We start from the raw sequence: 14,835 nt of genomic DNA on the forward strand, positions 1-14,835 counted from the left end.
CATTAAAGGGCAATCGCTGATTGTCGGGCAGTGCCTTGGGTCTAGGATGTGGCAAGGCTTTTCAAGTGCGCTCTCCACCAAAGGTATTCAAGATGCAATCGATTCAACCGCGAGGCCTCCCTTGGGTGGGTGCCCTGGGTGTGCTGACCGTGCTGGGCGGCTGCGCCACCACCGTCCCGTCCGCGCCCCCCGTCACACCCGACCTCAGCGCTCATCGCGCCCGCGCCACCTGCCCCACCGGCCTGCCCGAGGGCACGCAATGCCTCAGCGGCAAAGACGACGCCGGCGCCTATTGGTGGGTGGCCATGCCTAAAGTGTGGTCTGGGGTGCTGGTGATGCACGCGCATGGTGGGCCCGAGCTGGGCGCCCCGCGTGCAGAGCGCAGCGCGGCGGATTTGCAGCGCTGGTCCATCATGGTCAAGGCGGGCCACGCCTGGGCGGGCTCCACCTTCCGCCAAGGCGGTGTGGTCGTGCGGGCTGCCGCCGAGGACACCGAGCGACTGCGCCTGCTGTTCAACAAAGAAGTGGCCACCCCGCGCCGCACCGTGCTGCACGGCCAAAGCTGGGGGGCCAGCGTGGCGGCCATTGGCGCGGAGATGTTTCCCAAGAGCGTCGACGGCGTGCTGTTGACCAGCGGCGTGCTGGCCGGGGGCACGCGCTCTTATGACTTCCGCCTGGATTTGCGGGTGGTCTACCAAGCCGTCTGCGGCACCCACCCCAAACCCGATGAAACGCCCTACCCCGTGTGGATGGGCCTGCCGCCGGACAGCAAGCTCACGCGGACCGAGTTGGCCCAGCGGGTCAACGCCTGCACCGGCGTCAACCTGCCCGCAACCCAGCGCAGCCCCGCACAGCAGCAAGCATTAGACACGCTGACGCGCCAGGCCCGCATCCCCGAGCGCAGCCTCATCGGCCACCTGAACTGGGCCACTTGGCACTTCCAAGACATTGTGCAAAAGCGCACTGGCGGCAAGAATCCCTTTGGCAATATCGGCGTGGTCTACACCTCCGCCTCGGGCCAAGATGCCCTGAACGCCAAGGTCGCCCGCTATGCGGCCGACCCTCAAGCCGTGGCCACCCTGGCCGCAGACACCGACCCGCAAGGCAAGATCAGCAAGCCCACGCTAAGCCTGCGCGGCATCCACGACGCCACTGCGTTTGTGGAAATGGACAGCGTGTTCGCCGACGCCATGCGCAACGCTGGCAACGCCCAGTGGCTGGTGCAAACCTACTCCGACAGCGCCGAGCACAGCTACCTGCACGACGCAGAATACCCCGCCGCGATGGACGCGCTGCTGGCCTGGATAGAACGCGGCGAGAAGCCCACGCCGCAAAGTCTGCTGCAGCGTTGCAAGGCGGCGCAGCCGACTTTTGGGGGGGACTGCAAGCTGGTGCCGGAATACCGAGCGGCGGCTTTGGAGACCAGGGTGGCGCCTAGGCAGCGCTGAGCAGCGCAGGAATGCAGGCGAGCACCGGCTGAAATAGTCGCTTGGGTGGCGAGCTTCAGCCCGCAGCTCGGTGGAGCGAGCTCCAATGTGCTCGCCTCAGCACATGCGTCGCCAGCTCCCGCCCGTACCAAGTTTCTAAGCCCCGGTAGCGCATCCCAAGGCGGTCCATGACGCGCGCGGAGTTGAGGTTCTCAGGGTGGCGAACCGCCAGCAGTTCCTCAGCCGCGAGGTCCTCAAAGGCAAAGGCTGTCATGCGGGAAGCCGCTTCACTGGCCACACCTTGGCGCCAGAAGTCAGGGTGCAGGCGCCAGCCGATCTCTAGCGGGTTGGTGCACAAGGTGAGGAGGTCTTCAGGGATGGCTGCCTCGCGCCGCAGATGCTGGATGCAGCCTGCCCCCGCCACGCGGCCACTGTCGAGGTGAATCAGGGCCCACCAGCCCGCGCCCCAGGCGGCCCAGCCGCGCTTCACCCGCGCGACAAAGGCTGCCGTTTGCTCCAGTGTCTCGCCTTGGCCGCTGATGTATTGCATCACTTCAGGCCGCGCGTTCATGGCATGCAGGCCGTCGAGATGCTGGTCGCCAATGGGCTCAAGGCGCAAACGAGGGGTCGTCAAGACGGTCATGCAGGCCTCTGCTTGAGATGTTGATCAAGCCGTCTCTTGGCGCTTGAACTTGGCCCGCAAGCTGCCAAAAATCACCAACAAGCCTGGGATGACGATCATGGCCCAGATGATTTTGGACAGGTTGGCCTGCACCCAGGGGATGTTGCCGAAGAGGTAACCGGCGGTGGTCAAGCCGCAGACCCACAAAGCGCCACCGGTCACATCGTAGAAGGTGAACTTGCTGCGGGTCATCGCGGCCACGCCCGCCACAAAGGGGGCGAAGGTGCGCACAAAAGGCATGAAGCGGGCGATGACGATGGTCACGCCGCCGTGCTTTTCGTAGAAGGCATGGGCTTGGTCAAAGGCTTTTTTGTTGAAGAAGCGCGAGTTCTCCCACTGAAACACCTTGGGGCCAAAGTAGCGGCCAATGCTGTAGTTGGTCTGGTTGCCCGCCACCGCCGCCACCAAGAGCAGCGGCATGGCAATCTCTAGCGCCATCACACCCGTGCCGCACATGGCCCCCACCACAAAGAGCAGGGAATCGCCGGGCAAGAAGGGCATGACCACCACGCCGGTCTCGACAAAGATGATCAAGAACAACAGCGCATACACCCAAGCGCCATAGTTGGTGACGAAAGTGGCCAAGTGCTTGTCCACATGCAAGACAAAGTCAATCAAGAAGGGAAGAAGGTCCATGCGGGGATTATCTGTTGTCGAAACGTTGAGCCTTTCTTGAGCTTGGCCCAAGCTGGGCTTGAATGTTTGGCCCAGCCGTTCCAGAAAATCCGCAAGATGAAGTTTCAAGCTCATCAAGTCCGTCACCCACTGGAGCTCGTGCTGTTGTCATTGAGTGCCGCACTGACGCTGTTGCTGTTTTTGGTGGCTCTGGCACTCACGGCCTTCAAAGCACCCACTTACCAGTGGATTGAGGACCAATGGGTGGCCAGCCACCTTGCAGATCACCCCGAGGGGCAGGCTCTGAGCCGGGCGGAGGCGTTGAAGTCGCTCCCTCCAGACGATCAGGAAACCCTGGCCTCTCTGCGGGAGCTTGAGCTCTGGCATGTTCTGCTGGCTCCGATAGCCTTTGTGATCGTCTTGATGGGTGGCATCGGGCGGCTCTACGGCAGCGCGCGCAGCAACGGTGTCAAGCTCGGCACGGCTCAGTTCCCGGAGGTCTACCACCTGTGGCAATCCATGGCCGCAGAAGTGGGCCTGGTGAAGACCCCTGAACTGTTCTTGCTCAACGGCAATGGCGCTTTGAACGCCTTTGTCAGCTGCGTTCCCGGCTTTCGGCCCTTTGGGGTGATTTACTCCGACATCTTGGAGCGCACCTTGGCCCTGCGCGACGAGCGGAGTCTTCGTTTCATCTTGGGCCACGAGCTGGGGCATATTCGATTGGGCCATGTGCATTGGTTCCACCGCTTGTTCACCGTGGCCGCACATCTTCCGCCCTTGAATTACCTCTTAGGCTTGCCGCTGAGCCGGGCTTGCGAGTACAGCTCAGACCAAGTGGGGGCTCAACTCTCCGGAGACCGCGACGGCCAAGCGCTGATGATGCTGGCGGCCGGCAAGCACCTCTACACAGAAGTCAACCCCGCTGCGCATCACAGCGCACAGATCTCTGAGCGCAGCCTGTGGGATGTGGCCCATAACGCTGGCAGCAGTCATCCCAACTTGAATTGGCGGATCGCGGCATTGCGATGCCGCTGCCATGGCCCCTTGATGTGGGCGTCAGCGTGGGCGGAGAACGCCGAGCCTCCATCACCGCCTGCGGAGCCTGCCCCTCGCCCATGAGTTCTGATGCCCTCAGCGGGACAGCCCGCTACCCAATCTCGACAAGCTCACGGAGAAAACTGCATGCCCTACTCGCACCGATTGAGTCAGGCCCTTCTCTCCCTCAGCCTTGGGCTGGCGTCTAGCGTCCCCGCAGCGACGCCCTCGGCGGGCACCCGGGTGGTTTATCAGTCCATCACGGGCCAGACGTTGACGGCGGTCTATGAGCCGGAGCTGGGGCGCGTGAAGGTCCATTGGCCCCAAGGCCAAGTGGTGAGCATGAAACAGGCTCGTTCGGGTTCAGGCTCCAGGTACACGGCCGGCGCCTTGGAATTCTGGGAGCACCAGGGCGAGGCCACCTTGCGAAAGCGGGACAAGCTGCTGTTTCAAGGCAAAGCACTTTGAGGCGGGTGGGGGCTGTGCTCAGGGGCTTAGGGCCCCCCGTGTCCCTACAATCCCGGGATGAATTCCACTGAGCCCCTGATCGCGTCACGCCGCCCGATTCGCGAACTGCCTGATGAACTGGTCAGCCAGATCGCTGCGGGCGAGGTGGTGGAACGCCCGGCTTCAGTGGTGCGCGAGCTGGTGGATAACGCCCTGGACGCCGGGGCCACGCAAGTCACGGTGCGCCTGAGCGCGGGCGGCGTGCGCGCCATCGTCATTGAGGACGATGGTTGCGGTATCCCCGCTGAAGAAATCCCACTCGCGCTCAAGCGCCATGCCACCAGCAAAATTGGCTCACTGGCCGAGTTGGAGGGCGTGATGACCATGGGCTTTCGGGGTGAGGCCTTGGCGGCCATTGCCTCGGTGTCCGACTTGGCCATTACCAGCCGCACCCCGGAGGCACCGCACGCCCAGCGCCTGGAGGCCCGCAGCGGTGAGTTGGCCCCAGCCGCCCGCGCGACCGGCACCAGCATCGAGGTGCGCGAGCTGTTTTTCAGCACCCCGGCGCGGCGCAAGTTTTTGAAGAGCGATGCCACCGAGTTGGCCCATGCGCTGGAGGCGCTGAAGCGCCACGCCCTGGCCCGCCCGGATGTGAGCTTTGCACTGTGGCATGACGGCAAGCTGATCGCGCAGTGGCGCAAGGCCACCCACGAGCAGCGCATGGCCGACGTGTTGGGGCCAGAGTTTGTCGAGAAGAGCCGGGCGGTGGACGTGCCCGTCGGCCCCATGCGGGTGCAAGGCCGCATCGGCCTGCCCGAAGCGGCGCGCAACCGGGCCGACCAGCAGTACGCCTATGTCAACGGCCGCTATGTGCGCGACAAACTGATCACCCACGCCCTGCGCAGCGCCTATGAAGACGTGCTGCACGGCCAGCGCCAGCCCAGCTATGTGCTGTTCATCGACATCGACCCGACACGCGTGGATGTGAACGTCCACCCCACCAAAATCGAGGTGCGCTTCAGAGAGTCGGGCGAGGTCTATCAGGCGGTGCGCCGCGCCGTGGATGCAGCGCTCTCCACCACGGCGGGTGCCCCCCTCACAGCGGCCAGTGCCAACGCGGCGCCGGCTTTGGAGGCAGCGCCGTCAGAGCTGGGGGCCAGCGCCCGCGGCGGCTCCTCCTTCAGCAGCGGGGCCACAAGTGCTGCGTGGGCGCGGCCTCAAGGCCTGCCGTTCACGGCCCAGCAATCGCGCCTGAGCTTGGCGGACATGGCCCCACTGATGGCGCCGGCGCCTGGCGCCCCCTTGACGGTGCGCGAGGCCACGCCGGGCTGGCAAGGCCATCCCCTGGACCCTCAGCCCACCGCAGGCCCCCTTTTGGGCGCTTACCCGGCTCCAGCCTCAGAGCCAGCCGCCAGCGAGGACTGGCCGCTGGGCCGTGCATTGGGCCAGCTTCACGGCGTCTATGTGCTGGCGCAAAACGCCCACGGGCTGGTGATTGTGGACATGCACGCCGCCCATGAACGCATCGTCTACGAGCGGCTCAAGGCCGCCGCCAACAACGCGAGCTTGGCCTCGCAGCCCTTGCTCATCCCCGCTACGTTCGCCGCCACGCCCACCGAGGTGGCCTTGGCAGAGACGCGGCATGAGGAGCTGCACGCCTTAGGCTTGGACATCTCGCCCCTGGGCCCCACCAGCCTGGCGGTGCGTGCCCGCCCTGCCGCCCTGCCCGACGCCGACCCGGTGGAGTTGGCCCGCGCCGTGCTGCATGACATGAACGAGGTGGACGCCGCCGATGCCGGGCGTTTGGTGACCCGCGCCCGAGACGATATGCTCGCCACCATGGCCTGCCATGGCGCCGTGCGTGCCAACCGGCGCTTGACGCTGGAAGAAATGAACGCCTTGTTGCGCCAGATGGAGGCCACCGAGCGGGCCGATCAGTGCAATCATGGGCGCCCGACCTGGCGCCAGTTGTCCATGAAAGAGCTGGACAACTTGTTTTTGCGAGGCCGCTGACTGGCCTCATGTGCCACCCTTTGATGGGCGGCTTTTTCCTTTTTTCATGAAGAGACGGGTTCGCCATGCGATCTGACCGCGACATCCAAAGAACCCCCCGCCGCCCTGTGCGCAAAGAAGGCGATGCCGACGCCCCCAAGACCGAACAAGCCGCCGACGCGCCGTTTGCCAATATTCCGGTCACCCACCGCGAACCCACCGGCGCGCCCTACGGCCAGCGGGACGGCCGCCGCGACGACCGCGGCGCGGACCGCCGAACAGAGCGCCCGCAAGACCGAGGTGACCGCCGACAAGATCGAGAGGGCCCCTATGGCGCCCCGCGTGGCAGCGACCGCCCCCAGCAGCGCTACCCCGCAGACCGCCCGCCGCAACGCGCCTATGGCGACCGCCCACCGCCCCGGCGCGATGAGGGCCGCCCGCCCCCACGTGGCGCCGGCGATGCACGCCGCCCCTACGACGACCGCCCACCGCAACGCCCCTGGAGCGACCGGCCACCCCAGCGGCCGAATGACAGGCCGCGCCCCTTTGACCGGCCGGATGACCGGCCACGCTCTTTCGACCGGCCCAACGACAGACCTCGTTCCTACGACAGACCGGATGAGCGCGGCCGCTCCTTTGACCGCCCGGCCGAGCGTGGCTTTGACCGCCCCCAAGGGGGCGTCGCGCCCCGTCGTGAGGAGCCGCGCCGCGATGATCGCGGCGCGCAGCGCTTTGAAGGCCGGCCGAGCCCAGCCTTTCGGGATGACCGGCACGATGACCGCCGACGCGTCGCACCGCCCCAAGGCGAGCGCGAAGCGGCCTTCCGCCGGGACGACAGCCGCCCGCCGGTGCGCATTCCGCGCTCTGAGGTCGCAGCGGAGGGACGCTCAGCGCCCAACCCTGAAGGCGTGCGCCTGTCCAAGGTCTTGGCCGACCGCGGCGTGTCCTCGCGCCGTGAGGCGGACGACTGGATCGCGGCCGGTTGGGTCAAGGTCGACGGCGTGATGGCCGAGTTGGGTCAGCGTGTGCTGCCCACCGCCCGCATCGACATCGACCCCGCCGCGCATCAGCAGCAAGCCCAACGTGTCACCATCTTGCTCAACAAGCCCATCGGCTATGTGTCCGGCCAAGCCGAAGACGGCTACGAGCCCGCCAGCGTGTTGGTCACTGCGGCCAACCGCTGGGAAGAGGACCCGCTTCGCAAGCCTTTCCACCCGGGGCATGCGCGCGGCCTGGCCCCTGCAGGGCGGCTGGACATCGACTCCACCGGCTTGCTGGTGCTGACCCAAGATGGCCGCATTGCCAAGCACCTGATCGGCGAAGACAGCACGGTGGAGAAAGAGTACTTGGTGCGGGTGGAGTACCAACGCGAAGGCGCCTTCCCGGAAGCGGACTTGAAGCTGCTGAACCACGGCCTGGAGCTGGACGGCGTGCAACTGCGCCCCGCCCGGGTGAGCTGGGCCAATGAAGACCAGCTGCGCTTTGTGCTGCGTGAAGGCCGCAAGCGCCAGATCCGCCGCATGTGCGAGCTGGTGGGCCTGAAGGTGGTGGGGCTCAAGCGCGTGCGGATTGGCAGCGTGGTGCTGGGCAAACTCCCTGCCGGCCAATGGCGCTATCTGCGTGACGATGAGCGCTTCTAACCCGGCATTGGGGGTGCGCAGCGGTGCCTTGAGCGCCCAGCAGGTGGCCTTGGCGCTGGCCCTGTTGTTGGGCCTGCAGCCCATCACCACCGACCTGTACCTGCCCGCCCTGCCCCTGTTGGCGCGCGACTTGGCCGCGCCCATGGCTTCGGTGCAGCTCACCATGTCGGCGCTGCTGCTGAGCTTCGGCATGGCCCAGCTCGTGATGGGGCCACTGTCCGACCGCTTTGGTCGCCGGCCCGTGTTGCTGGGCGGCCTGTTCCTCTACAGCGTGGCCAGCCTGGGCTGTGCGCTGGCCCCCAGCATCCACACGCTGATTGGCCTGCGCGCCCTGCAGGGCGCCGGCTTGGCCGCTGCGGTGGTGTGCGCTCGCGCCATGGTGCGCGACCTGTATGAACCGCACCAGGGTGCACAAGTCATGTCCAAGGGCTTGAGCGGGCTGGGGCTGATTGCCTTTTTGTCACCAGCGTTGGGTGGGGTGTTGGCCGCAGGCCAAGGCTGGCGCGCAGCGCTGACGGCCGTGACGCTGGCCGGCATTGCCACAGGCCTGTGGGTGTGGTGGCGCCTGCCAGAGACCCTGGCCACCAAGCGCCCTGACGCGCTGCGCCCAGGGCCCTGGTTGGCCGCGATGCGCACCGTGTCCCGCCACACCGGCTTTCGGGCCTGGACGGCGCTCTCGAGCTTTACCTACGGCGGTTTGTTCGTCCTGCTGGCGGGCAGCTCCTTTGTCTACATCGGCACGCTGGGCCTAGCGCCTTGGGCTTATGGGGCAGTGATGGCGACCGGCTCGCTGAGCTATATCGCGGGCACTTTTGCCTGCCGCCGCTTGCTGCTCCGGCACGGCCTGTTGGGCACGGTCTGGCGCGGTGCGTTTGCGACAGCAGCCGGCGGACTGGGCATGTTGGCACTTGCGCTGGGTGGGCAGACGGCTGTGCTGCCCATCGTGGTGGCGCATTGGATCTATCTCTTCGGCCATGGCATTCACCAGCCGTGCAGCCAAACAGCGGCGGTGGGGGCCTTTCCGCAGATGGCAGGGGTGGCCTCCGCCCTCTCGGGCTTTGTGCTGGCCGCCACGGCCTTTGTGACGGGCTTGCGGCTGGGCCAAGCCATGGACGGCAGCGTGCTGGTCTTGGCCAGCGGGCTGTGCTTTTTTGCGCTGCTGACCAGCCTGACGGCCTGGACCGTGGTGCAACGCTTTGGCCAACTCCCCAGCGCGGCGCGAGCATGAGTGAACACGTCTTGCCCTGGATCGGCTTGGCCGGGCCCACCGCCAGCGGCAAAACGGCCCTGGCGCTGCGCCTGGCCCAGGCCCTGCCCATCGAGATCATCAGCGTGGATTCGGCCCTGATCTATCGCGGCATGGACATTGGCACGGCCAAGCCCACAGCAGCCGAACAGGCGCTGGTGCCGCATCACCTGATCGACATCCTGGACCCGACCGAGTCCTACTCGGCCGCCCGCTTTGTGCAAGACGCGCAAACGCTGATTGCCGCCGTCCACGCCCGGGGCCGCTGGCCAGTGCTGGTGGGCGGCACCATGCTGTACTTCAAGGCCTTGATCGATGGCATCGACGCCTTGCCCGCTGCGGACCCCACGGTGCGTGCCGCCTTGGATGACGAAGCCGCACGGCTGGGCTGGCCCGCCCTGCACGCCCAACTGGCGCAGGTCGACCCGACCACCGCCGCACGTTTGGCGCCCAATGACTCACAGCGGATACAGCGCGCCTTGGAAGTCTGGCGCGTCTCGGGCCAGCCGCTGTCATCCTTTCACACCCGGGGCGCCAACGACACGCCCCGTGCCGCGCCGCACTTGTTGCTCTCCCTGGAGCCCACCGAGCGCGCCTGGCTGCATGGCCGCATTCATCAGCGCTTTGAGCAGATGTGGGCCGCCAATTTTTTGGGCGAAGTGCAGGCGCTACGCGCCCGGGGTGACTTGCACCTGAACCTGCCCTCCATGCGCTGCGTGGGCTATCGCCAAGCTTGGGAGGCGCTGGACGCCGGGCTCAGCGGCGAGGCCCTGAAGGCTCAGGTGATCGAGACCGGCTGCGCCGCGACGCGGCAGTTGGGCAAACGCCAACTCACCTGGTTGCGCAGCATGCAGCGCAGCGCCTTGGCGGCCGAAAGCACAGAGACCGGCGATGCCCTGGTGGCCCAGGTCCTGGCTCAATGCGCGCTTTGGCGCAGCGGGTCTTGACCTTGCTCAAGCCCTGAGCCTGGGGCACTGCCTACAGTGCCGCATGCCTGTAACCCTCTATGACGATGGCAGCCACCGCTGCCTGATGTTCACCGACCTGGTGGACGACAGTGGCGCCTCGGACGCCGTGCAAGCCAACCAGTTTTTGATCGTGGACGGCGACACCGGCGCCATCCTCGACCCGGGTGGCAATCTCGCTTATAACGAGCTGTATCTCACCATGACGCGTCACTTTGCGCCGCACAAGCTGTCGGCCATCTTGGCCTCACATGCCGACCCGGACATCATCGCCTCGCTCGACCGCTGGACCACCTCCACGCAGGCCAGCATCTATGTCTCCAAGGTGTGGGAGCGCTTTGTGCCGCACTTCTGCAAGCCAGGCAAAACCACAGGCCGCATCGTGGGCATCCCCGACGCGGGTCTGCGCATTCGCATTGGCCGCAACGAGGTCTGGGCCCTGCCTGCGCACTTCTTGCACGCCGAGGGCAACTTTCAGTTCTGGGACCCGGTCAGCAAGATCTTGTTCTCGGGCGATCTGGGCGTGTCCATGGTCTCAGGCTCTGTGGCCCGAGCGCCGGTGGAGTCCTTGGCGGAGTTGATGCCCAGCATGGCCGCCTTTCACCAGCGCTATATGGCGTCCAACAAGGTCTTGCGCCTGTGGGCCGACATGGTGGCCGACTTGCCCATCGCGATGATGGTGCCGCAGCACGGCGCGCCGCTCGCCGGCCCAGCCGTCAAAGAGTTCATCGCTTGGGTGCGCGGCTTGGCCTGCGGCGTGGACCTGATGGGCCCCGCCCACTACCGCCTGCCGGCTTGAGGCCTCAGCCCGCGTTGACCGAGCGGGTTTCGTCACGGCGCGGCTGAATGGGCGCCGCGCGCACGCAGTTGCGGCCCGCTTCTTTGGCTGCGTTCAGGGCGGCTTCGGCCTCATGCACCAGCGCGTCCAGCGCCAGTTGGCCGCCATGGACATGGGCTACCCCCACGCTCACGGTGACCACCACATGGGCCTGCTCCCACAAGAAGGGCGTGGAAGCCACTTGCTGGCGAATGCGCTCTGCCGCGTCCAGCGCACCCAGCGGGTCGGTGTGGGGCAGGTAGACCGACATCTCGGCCCCGCCAAAGCGGGCCAAGAGGTCAGACTGGCGCAGCGTGGCGCTGATGCGGCGGGTGACCTCCAGCAAGATGGCGTCGCCACAGCGTTGGCCCAGGTTGTCGTTGATGCGGCGCAGGTGGTCGGCGTCGATCAGCAGCAAGGCGCCGTTGTCACCGTAGCGGCGGCAGCGCGACCACTCGCGCTCAGCCAAACGCAAGAACTGGCGGCGATTGCTCACACCCGTCAGTTCGTCTTCCAGGCTCAAGGCTTCACGCTGTGAGGCGGACTGCGCCAGTGTGCGCGCCAGATGCAAGGCCACACCGCCGGCCAATAACGCCGGCATCAGTGCCAACACGCCTGCCAGGGCCGCTGTGCTCCAGGACACACCGTCCAGGACCACCAAAAGTGTGGCCACACCCGCTGCGACCAAACCGCCCACACCAGCTTGAAACATCCACGCCGAGCCCAGGCTGAAGCGGCTGACCCACTGGGCCAAACGCTGCGGCCAGGCGGGGCTTGTGTCTTTCGTCGTCATCTCAAAGAGTCCTTTTGCGCGGGAGTCCGACTCACTTCGGCCATTTGGCCCCCCAACTGTAGGCCATGCCTGTGACAAAACCGCTCGTCTGAAGCCCGAGTATCTCGCCTGCCTGCCGATTGCGCAGAGCCTCTGTGTGGAATTAGGGGGAGCGATTTCCCAGGTGACACGCTGGCTCGCCGGTTGGGGGCTTGCGAACGCCCTGAAAACCACCTAAAGTGATATCACTTTGATTCCACTTACGGAGGGCTCTCGTGTCCAATTTCGCACATACGTACTCGGACCGCACGTTTCACTCCAGCAATGGCTATCTGATGGCGGGGCTGGGCATTGCCGCCATCGTGCTGGCCGCTGGTCTGCCGCTCTCCGGGGCCACGCTCGATATGGGCATCTGGGCGGCTGCGCTGTCGCTGGGCCTGGCCGTGCTCGGGGTCATCAGCTTGGTGGGCCTGTACATGCAGCAGCCCAACACCTGCACGCTGCTGAACTTGTTTGGCGCCTACAAGGGCACGGACCGCGCAGAGGGCCTGCGCTGGGCCAACCCCTTGCTGGCCAAGCGGCGCTTGTCACTGCGGGCGCGCAACCAAAACACGCCCACGCTGAAGGTGAACGACAAGCGTGGCAACCCGATTGAAATCAGCGCGGCCGTGGTCTGGCGCGTCAACGACGCGGCCCGCGCGGCCTACTCCGTGGACGACTTTGAGCTGTATGTCCGCGTGCAGGCCGAGGCCGGCTTGCGCCACTTGGCGTCGCTCTACGCCTACGACGAAGGCGAGCACCCCGACAGTGGCGAGATCACCCTGCGCGGCAGTGTCGATGAAGTTACCCAAGGCCTGCGCCAAGAGCTGCAGGCCCGCTGTGGCGATGCCGGTGTGGAGGTGATGGACGCCAAGCTCACCCACCTCGCCTATGCACCCGAGATCGCCCAGGTCATGCTGCGCCGCCAGCAGGCGGAAGCCGTGATCAGCGCCCGGGCCAAGATCGTGCAAGGGGCAGTGAGCATGGTGGAAGCAGCGCTCAAGGGCCTGTCCGAGCGCTCCATCGTCGAGTTGGACGACGAGCGCAAAGCCGCCATGGTGTCCAATCTGCTGGTCGTGCTGTGCTCCGACCGCGAGACCCAGCCCATCGTCAACACCGGCACCCTCTACAACTGAGCAAGCGAAGGCCTTTGCCTCCATGGCCAGCCCCGGCAAAAAGTCCTACCCTCTGCGCATCGACCCGGCCCTCTGGGCCGAGATCGAGCGCTTGGCGGCTCAGGAGTTGCGCAGCGCCAATGCGCAGGTGGAGTACCTGCTGCGTGAGGCCCTGGCACGGCGCGGTCGAGTGCCTGCACCATCCGACCCCGAGGACCAGCGCAACGGCGAGTGAGCCCGCCTACACTGGCGGTATGGCTTCTGACTCTGACCGCCCTAAGGGCAGCTCCCCCAAATCGCTCTCGGGCCTCGCGCCCTTTTTGAAACCCTATCGGGGCCGCATCGCGCTGGCCCTGGCCTTTATGGTGCTGGCTGCGGGGGCCACGCTGGCCTTGCCCATGGCGCTCAAGACCTTGGTGGACGAGGGCTTGGTGGGCGCGGCGCCGGGGGACCGGATGATGGCGCTGCGCGGGCACTTTGGTGCGCTGTTTGGGGTGGCGGCGGCGCTGGGCTTGTTCTCGGCCCTGCGCTTTTACATGGTGAGTTGGCTGGGTGAGCGCGTCACGGCCGATCTGCGCAATGCCGTCTATGCCCATGTGGTGCGCCAAAGCCCAGCCTTTTTTGAAACCACGGCGACCGGCGAGGTCCTGAGCCGCCTGACCACGGACACCACCCTGGTGCAGACCGTGGTGGGCTCCAGCCTGAGCATGGGCTTGCGCAATGTGGTGATGGGTGTTGGCGCCCTGGGCCTGCTGATTGCCACCAACCCCTATGTGATGGTGCAGGTGCTGGGCATTTTGGTGCTGGTGGTGCTGCCCGCGCTGATGTTTGGCCGCCGCGTGCGCAAGCTCTCGCGTGCCAGCCAAGACCGGGTCGCCGACACCAGCGCCATCGCGGCCGAAGTGCTGAACGCCATCCCCGTCGTGCAGAGCTATACCCAAGAGGGACGAGAAGCCCATCGCTTTGACGGCGCCACCGAGGCCGCCTTCGACACCGCCCGCAAGCGCACCCGCCTGCGCGCCGTGCTGGTGGCCTTCCTCATCACCGCCACGTTTGGCGCATTGTTGTGGGGGCTTTACCAGGGCACGCAAGCAGTGCTCAAGGGTGAAATCACCCCAGGACATTTGGGCCAAACCGTGCTCTATGTCATCACCTTGGCCGGTTCGGTGGCGGTGCTCTCAGAAGTCTATGGCGACCTGCTGCGCGCAGCGGGGGCGACCGAGCGCTTGATGGAGTTGCTGCATGCCACCTCCCCCGTCACTTCTCCTGCACAGCCCAAGGCCTTGCCGGCCACCCAAGGCGGCTCGGCCCTGACGCTCGAAGGCGTGAACTTTCATTACCCCTCGCGACCCGACCAAGCCGCTCTCCAAGGCCTGAGCTTGGATGTCCGGCCCGGCGAAACCGTGGCCTTGGTGGGCCCCAGTGGCGCGGGCAAGACGACGATGTTCCAACTGCTGCTGCGCTTCTATGACGTGGCATCGGGGCGGGTGCTGCTGGACGGCGTGGACGTGCGCGAGGTCGATCTGCAAGATTTGCGTGGCCGCATTGGCATCGTGCCGCAGGACAGCGTGATCTTCTCGACCTCGGCGATGGAGAACATCCGCTATGGGCGCCCTGAGGCCAGCGACGCCGAGGTCATCGCCGCAGCCAAGGCCGCTTATGCGCACGACTTCATCATGGCGCTGCCGGGCGGCTACGACAGCTTTTTGGGTGAACGCGGCGTGCGCCTCTCCGGCGGCCAGCGCCAGCGCATCAGCATTGCCCGCGCCATGCTCAAAAACCCACCGCTGCTGCTGCTGGACGAGGCTACCAGTGCCTTGGACGCAGAGAGCGAGCGCATGGTGCAGGCCGCGCTGGAAAGCGCGATGAAAGACCGCACCACACTGGTGATTGCCCACCGCCTGGCCACCGTTCAGCGGGCCGACCGCATCGTGGTGCTCGAAGGCGGACAAATCCAAGAGCAAGGCACCCATGCCGAATTGGTGGCGCGCGGAGGGCTGTATGCCAAGCTGGCAGCCATGCAATTCGGTGCCGCCTAGAATC

14 protein-coding genes are annotated in these 14,835 nt (G+C 66.1%); 11 read left to right on the forward strand and 3 right to left on the reverse strand.

Features of this window, described 5'->3' with window-relative positions; all coding sequences use genetic code 11:
* The first annotated feature begins 92 nt into the window (after positions 1-92).
* Complete coding sequence (locus KAK11_RS06810; protein WP_210807541.1) at positions 93-1,448, forward strand: hypothetical protein; 1,356 nt, start codon at positions 93-95, stop codon at positions 1,446-1,448.
* A gap of 55 nt (positions 1,449-1,503) precedes the next feature.
* Here KAK11_RS06810 and KAK11_RS06815 read toward each other — a convergent pair whose 3' ends face one another.
* Positions 1,504-2,070, reverse strand: coding sequence for a GNAT family N-acetyltransferase (locus tag KAK11_RS06815; RefSeq protein ID WP_210807543.1), 567 nt, complete (start codon positions 2,068-2,070; stop codon positions 1,504-1,506).
* Between the two features lie 24 nt (positions 2,071-2,094).
* On the reverse strand, positions 2,095-2,745 hold the full coding sequence (locus KAK11_RS06820) for a DedA family protein (RefSeq protein ID WP_210807545.1): 651 nt from the start codon (positions 2,743-2,745) through the stop codon (positions 2,095-2,097).
* Between the two features lie 96 nt (positions 2,746-2,841).
* Here KAK11_RS06820 and KAK11_RS06825 point away from each other — a divergent pair, with 96 nt between their 5' ends.
* The 7 genes from KAK11_RS06825 (at position 2,842) to KAK11_RS06855 (ending at position 10,848) form a co-directional block, all read left to right on the forward strand.
* Entirely contained in the window at positions 2,842-3,843 is a 1,002-nt protein-coding gene (locus KAK11_RS06825) for a M48 family metallopeptidase (protein ID WP_210807547.1), read from the forward strand.
* A gap of 63 nt (positions 3,844-3,906) precedes the next feature.
* Positions 3,907-4,227 (forward strand): MliC family protein, encoded by a 321-nt coding sequence (locus KAK11_RS06830; protein WP_210807549.1) that lies wholly within the window; start codon positions 3,907-3,909, stop codon positions 4,225-4,227.
* A gap of 57 nt (positions 4,228-4,284) precedes the next feature.
* On the forward strand, positions 4,285-6,219 hold the full coding sequence (gene mutL, locus KAK11_RS06835; protein WP_210807551.1) for a DNA mismatch repair endonuclease MutL: 1,935 nt from the start codon (positions 4,285-4,287) through the stop codon (positions 6,217-6,219).
* Positions 6,220-6,284: 65 nt separating this feature from the next.
* Positions 6,285-7,838: a pseudouridine synthase gene (locus KAK11_RS06840; RefSeq protein ID WP_210807553.1), complete on the forward strand. Its 1,554-nt coding sequence runs from the start codon at positions 6,285-6,287 to the stop codon at positions 7,836-7,838.
* Positions 7,825-9,066, forward strand: a complete 1,242-nt coding sequence (locus KAK11_RS06845) for a Bcr/CflA family efflux MFS transporter (RefSeq protein ID WP_210807555.1) — start codon at positions 7,825-7,827, stop codon at positions 9,064-9,066. The genes KAK11_RS06840 and KAK11_RS06845 overlap by 14 nt, the downstream gene beginning before the upstream one ends.
* The gene (gene miaA / locus KAK11_RS06850; protein ID WP_210807557.1) at positions 9,063-10,031 is read left to right on the forward strand and encodes a tRNA (adenosine(37)-N6)-dimethylallyltransferase MiaA; all 969 of its coding nucleotides are present in this window, start codon (positions 9,063-9,065) and stop codon (positions 10,029-10,031) included. The genes KAK11_RS06845 and miaA overlap by 4 nt, the downstream gene beginning before the upstream one ends.
* A gap of 43 nt (positions 10,032-10,074) precedes the next feature.
* On the forward strand, positions 10,075-10,848 hold the full coding sequence (locus KAK11_RS06855; RefSeq protein ID WP_210807559.1) for an oxygen-binding di-iron domain-containing protein: 774 nt from the start codon (positions 10,075-10,077) through the stop codon (positions 10,846-10,848).
* Positions 10,849-10,852: 4 nt separating this feature from the next.
* Here the strand turns inward: KAK11_RS06855 and KAK11_RS06860 are convergent, their stop codons facing one another.
* Positions 10,853-11,659, reverse strand: a complete 807-nt coding sequence (locus KAK11_RS06860) for a GGDEF domain-containing protein (RefSeq protein ID WP_210807561.1) — start codon at positions 11,657-11,659, stop codon at positions 10,853-10,855.
* Between the two features lie 254 nt (positions 11,660-11,913).
* Here KAK11_RS06860 and KAK11_RS06865 point away from each other — a divergent pair, with 254 nt between their 5' ends.
* From KAK11_RS06865 to KAK11_RS06875, 3 genes are read left to right on the forward strand one after another with little or no spacing between them, the layout of a single operon-like run.
* Positions 11,914-12,813, forward strand: a complete 900-nt coding sequence (locus tag KAK11_RS06865; protein WP_310737759.1) for an SPFH domain-containing protein — start codon at positions 11,914-11,916, stop codon at positions 12,811-12,813.
* Positions 12,814-12,835: 22 nt separating this feature from the next.
* Complete coding sequence (locus KAK11_RS06870) at positions 12,836-13,027, forward strand: type II toxin-antitoxin system antitoxin (RefSeq protein ID WP_210807563.1); 192 nt, start codon at positions 12,836-12,838, stop codon at positions 13,025-13,027.
* Positions 13,028-13,046: 19 nt separating this feature from the next.
* The gene (locus KAK11_RS06875) at positions 13,047-14,831 is read left to right on the forward strand and encodes an ABC transporter transmembrane domain-containing protein (protein ID WP_210807565.1); all 1,785 of its coding nucleotides are present in this window, start codon (positions 13,047-13,049) and stop codon (positions 14,829-14,831) included.
* The last annotated feature ends 4 nt before the right edge of the window (positions 14,832-14,835 follow it).

The sequence above is a fragment of the Ideonella paludis genome, from assembly GCF_018069865.1.
In the GTDB taxonomy this organism is placed as follows: Bacteria; Pseudomonadota; Gammaproteobacteria; order Burkholderiales; family Burkholderiaceae_C; genus Ideonella; species Ideonella paludis.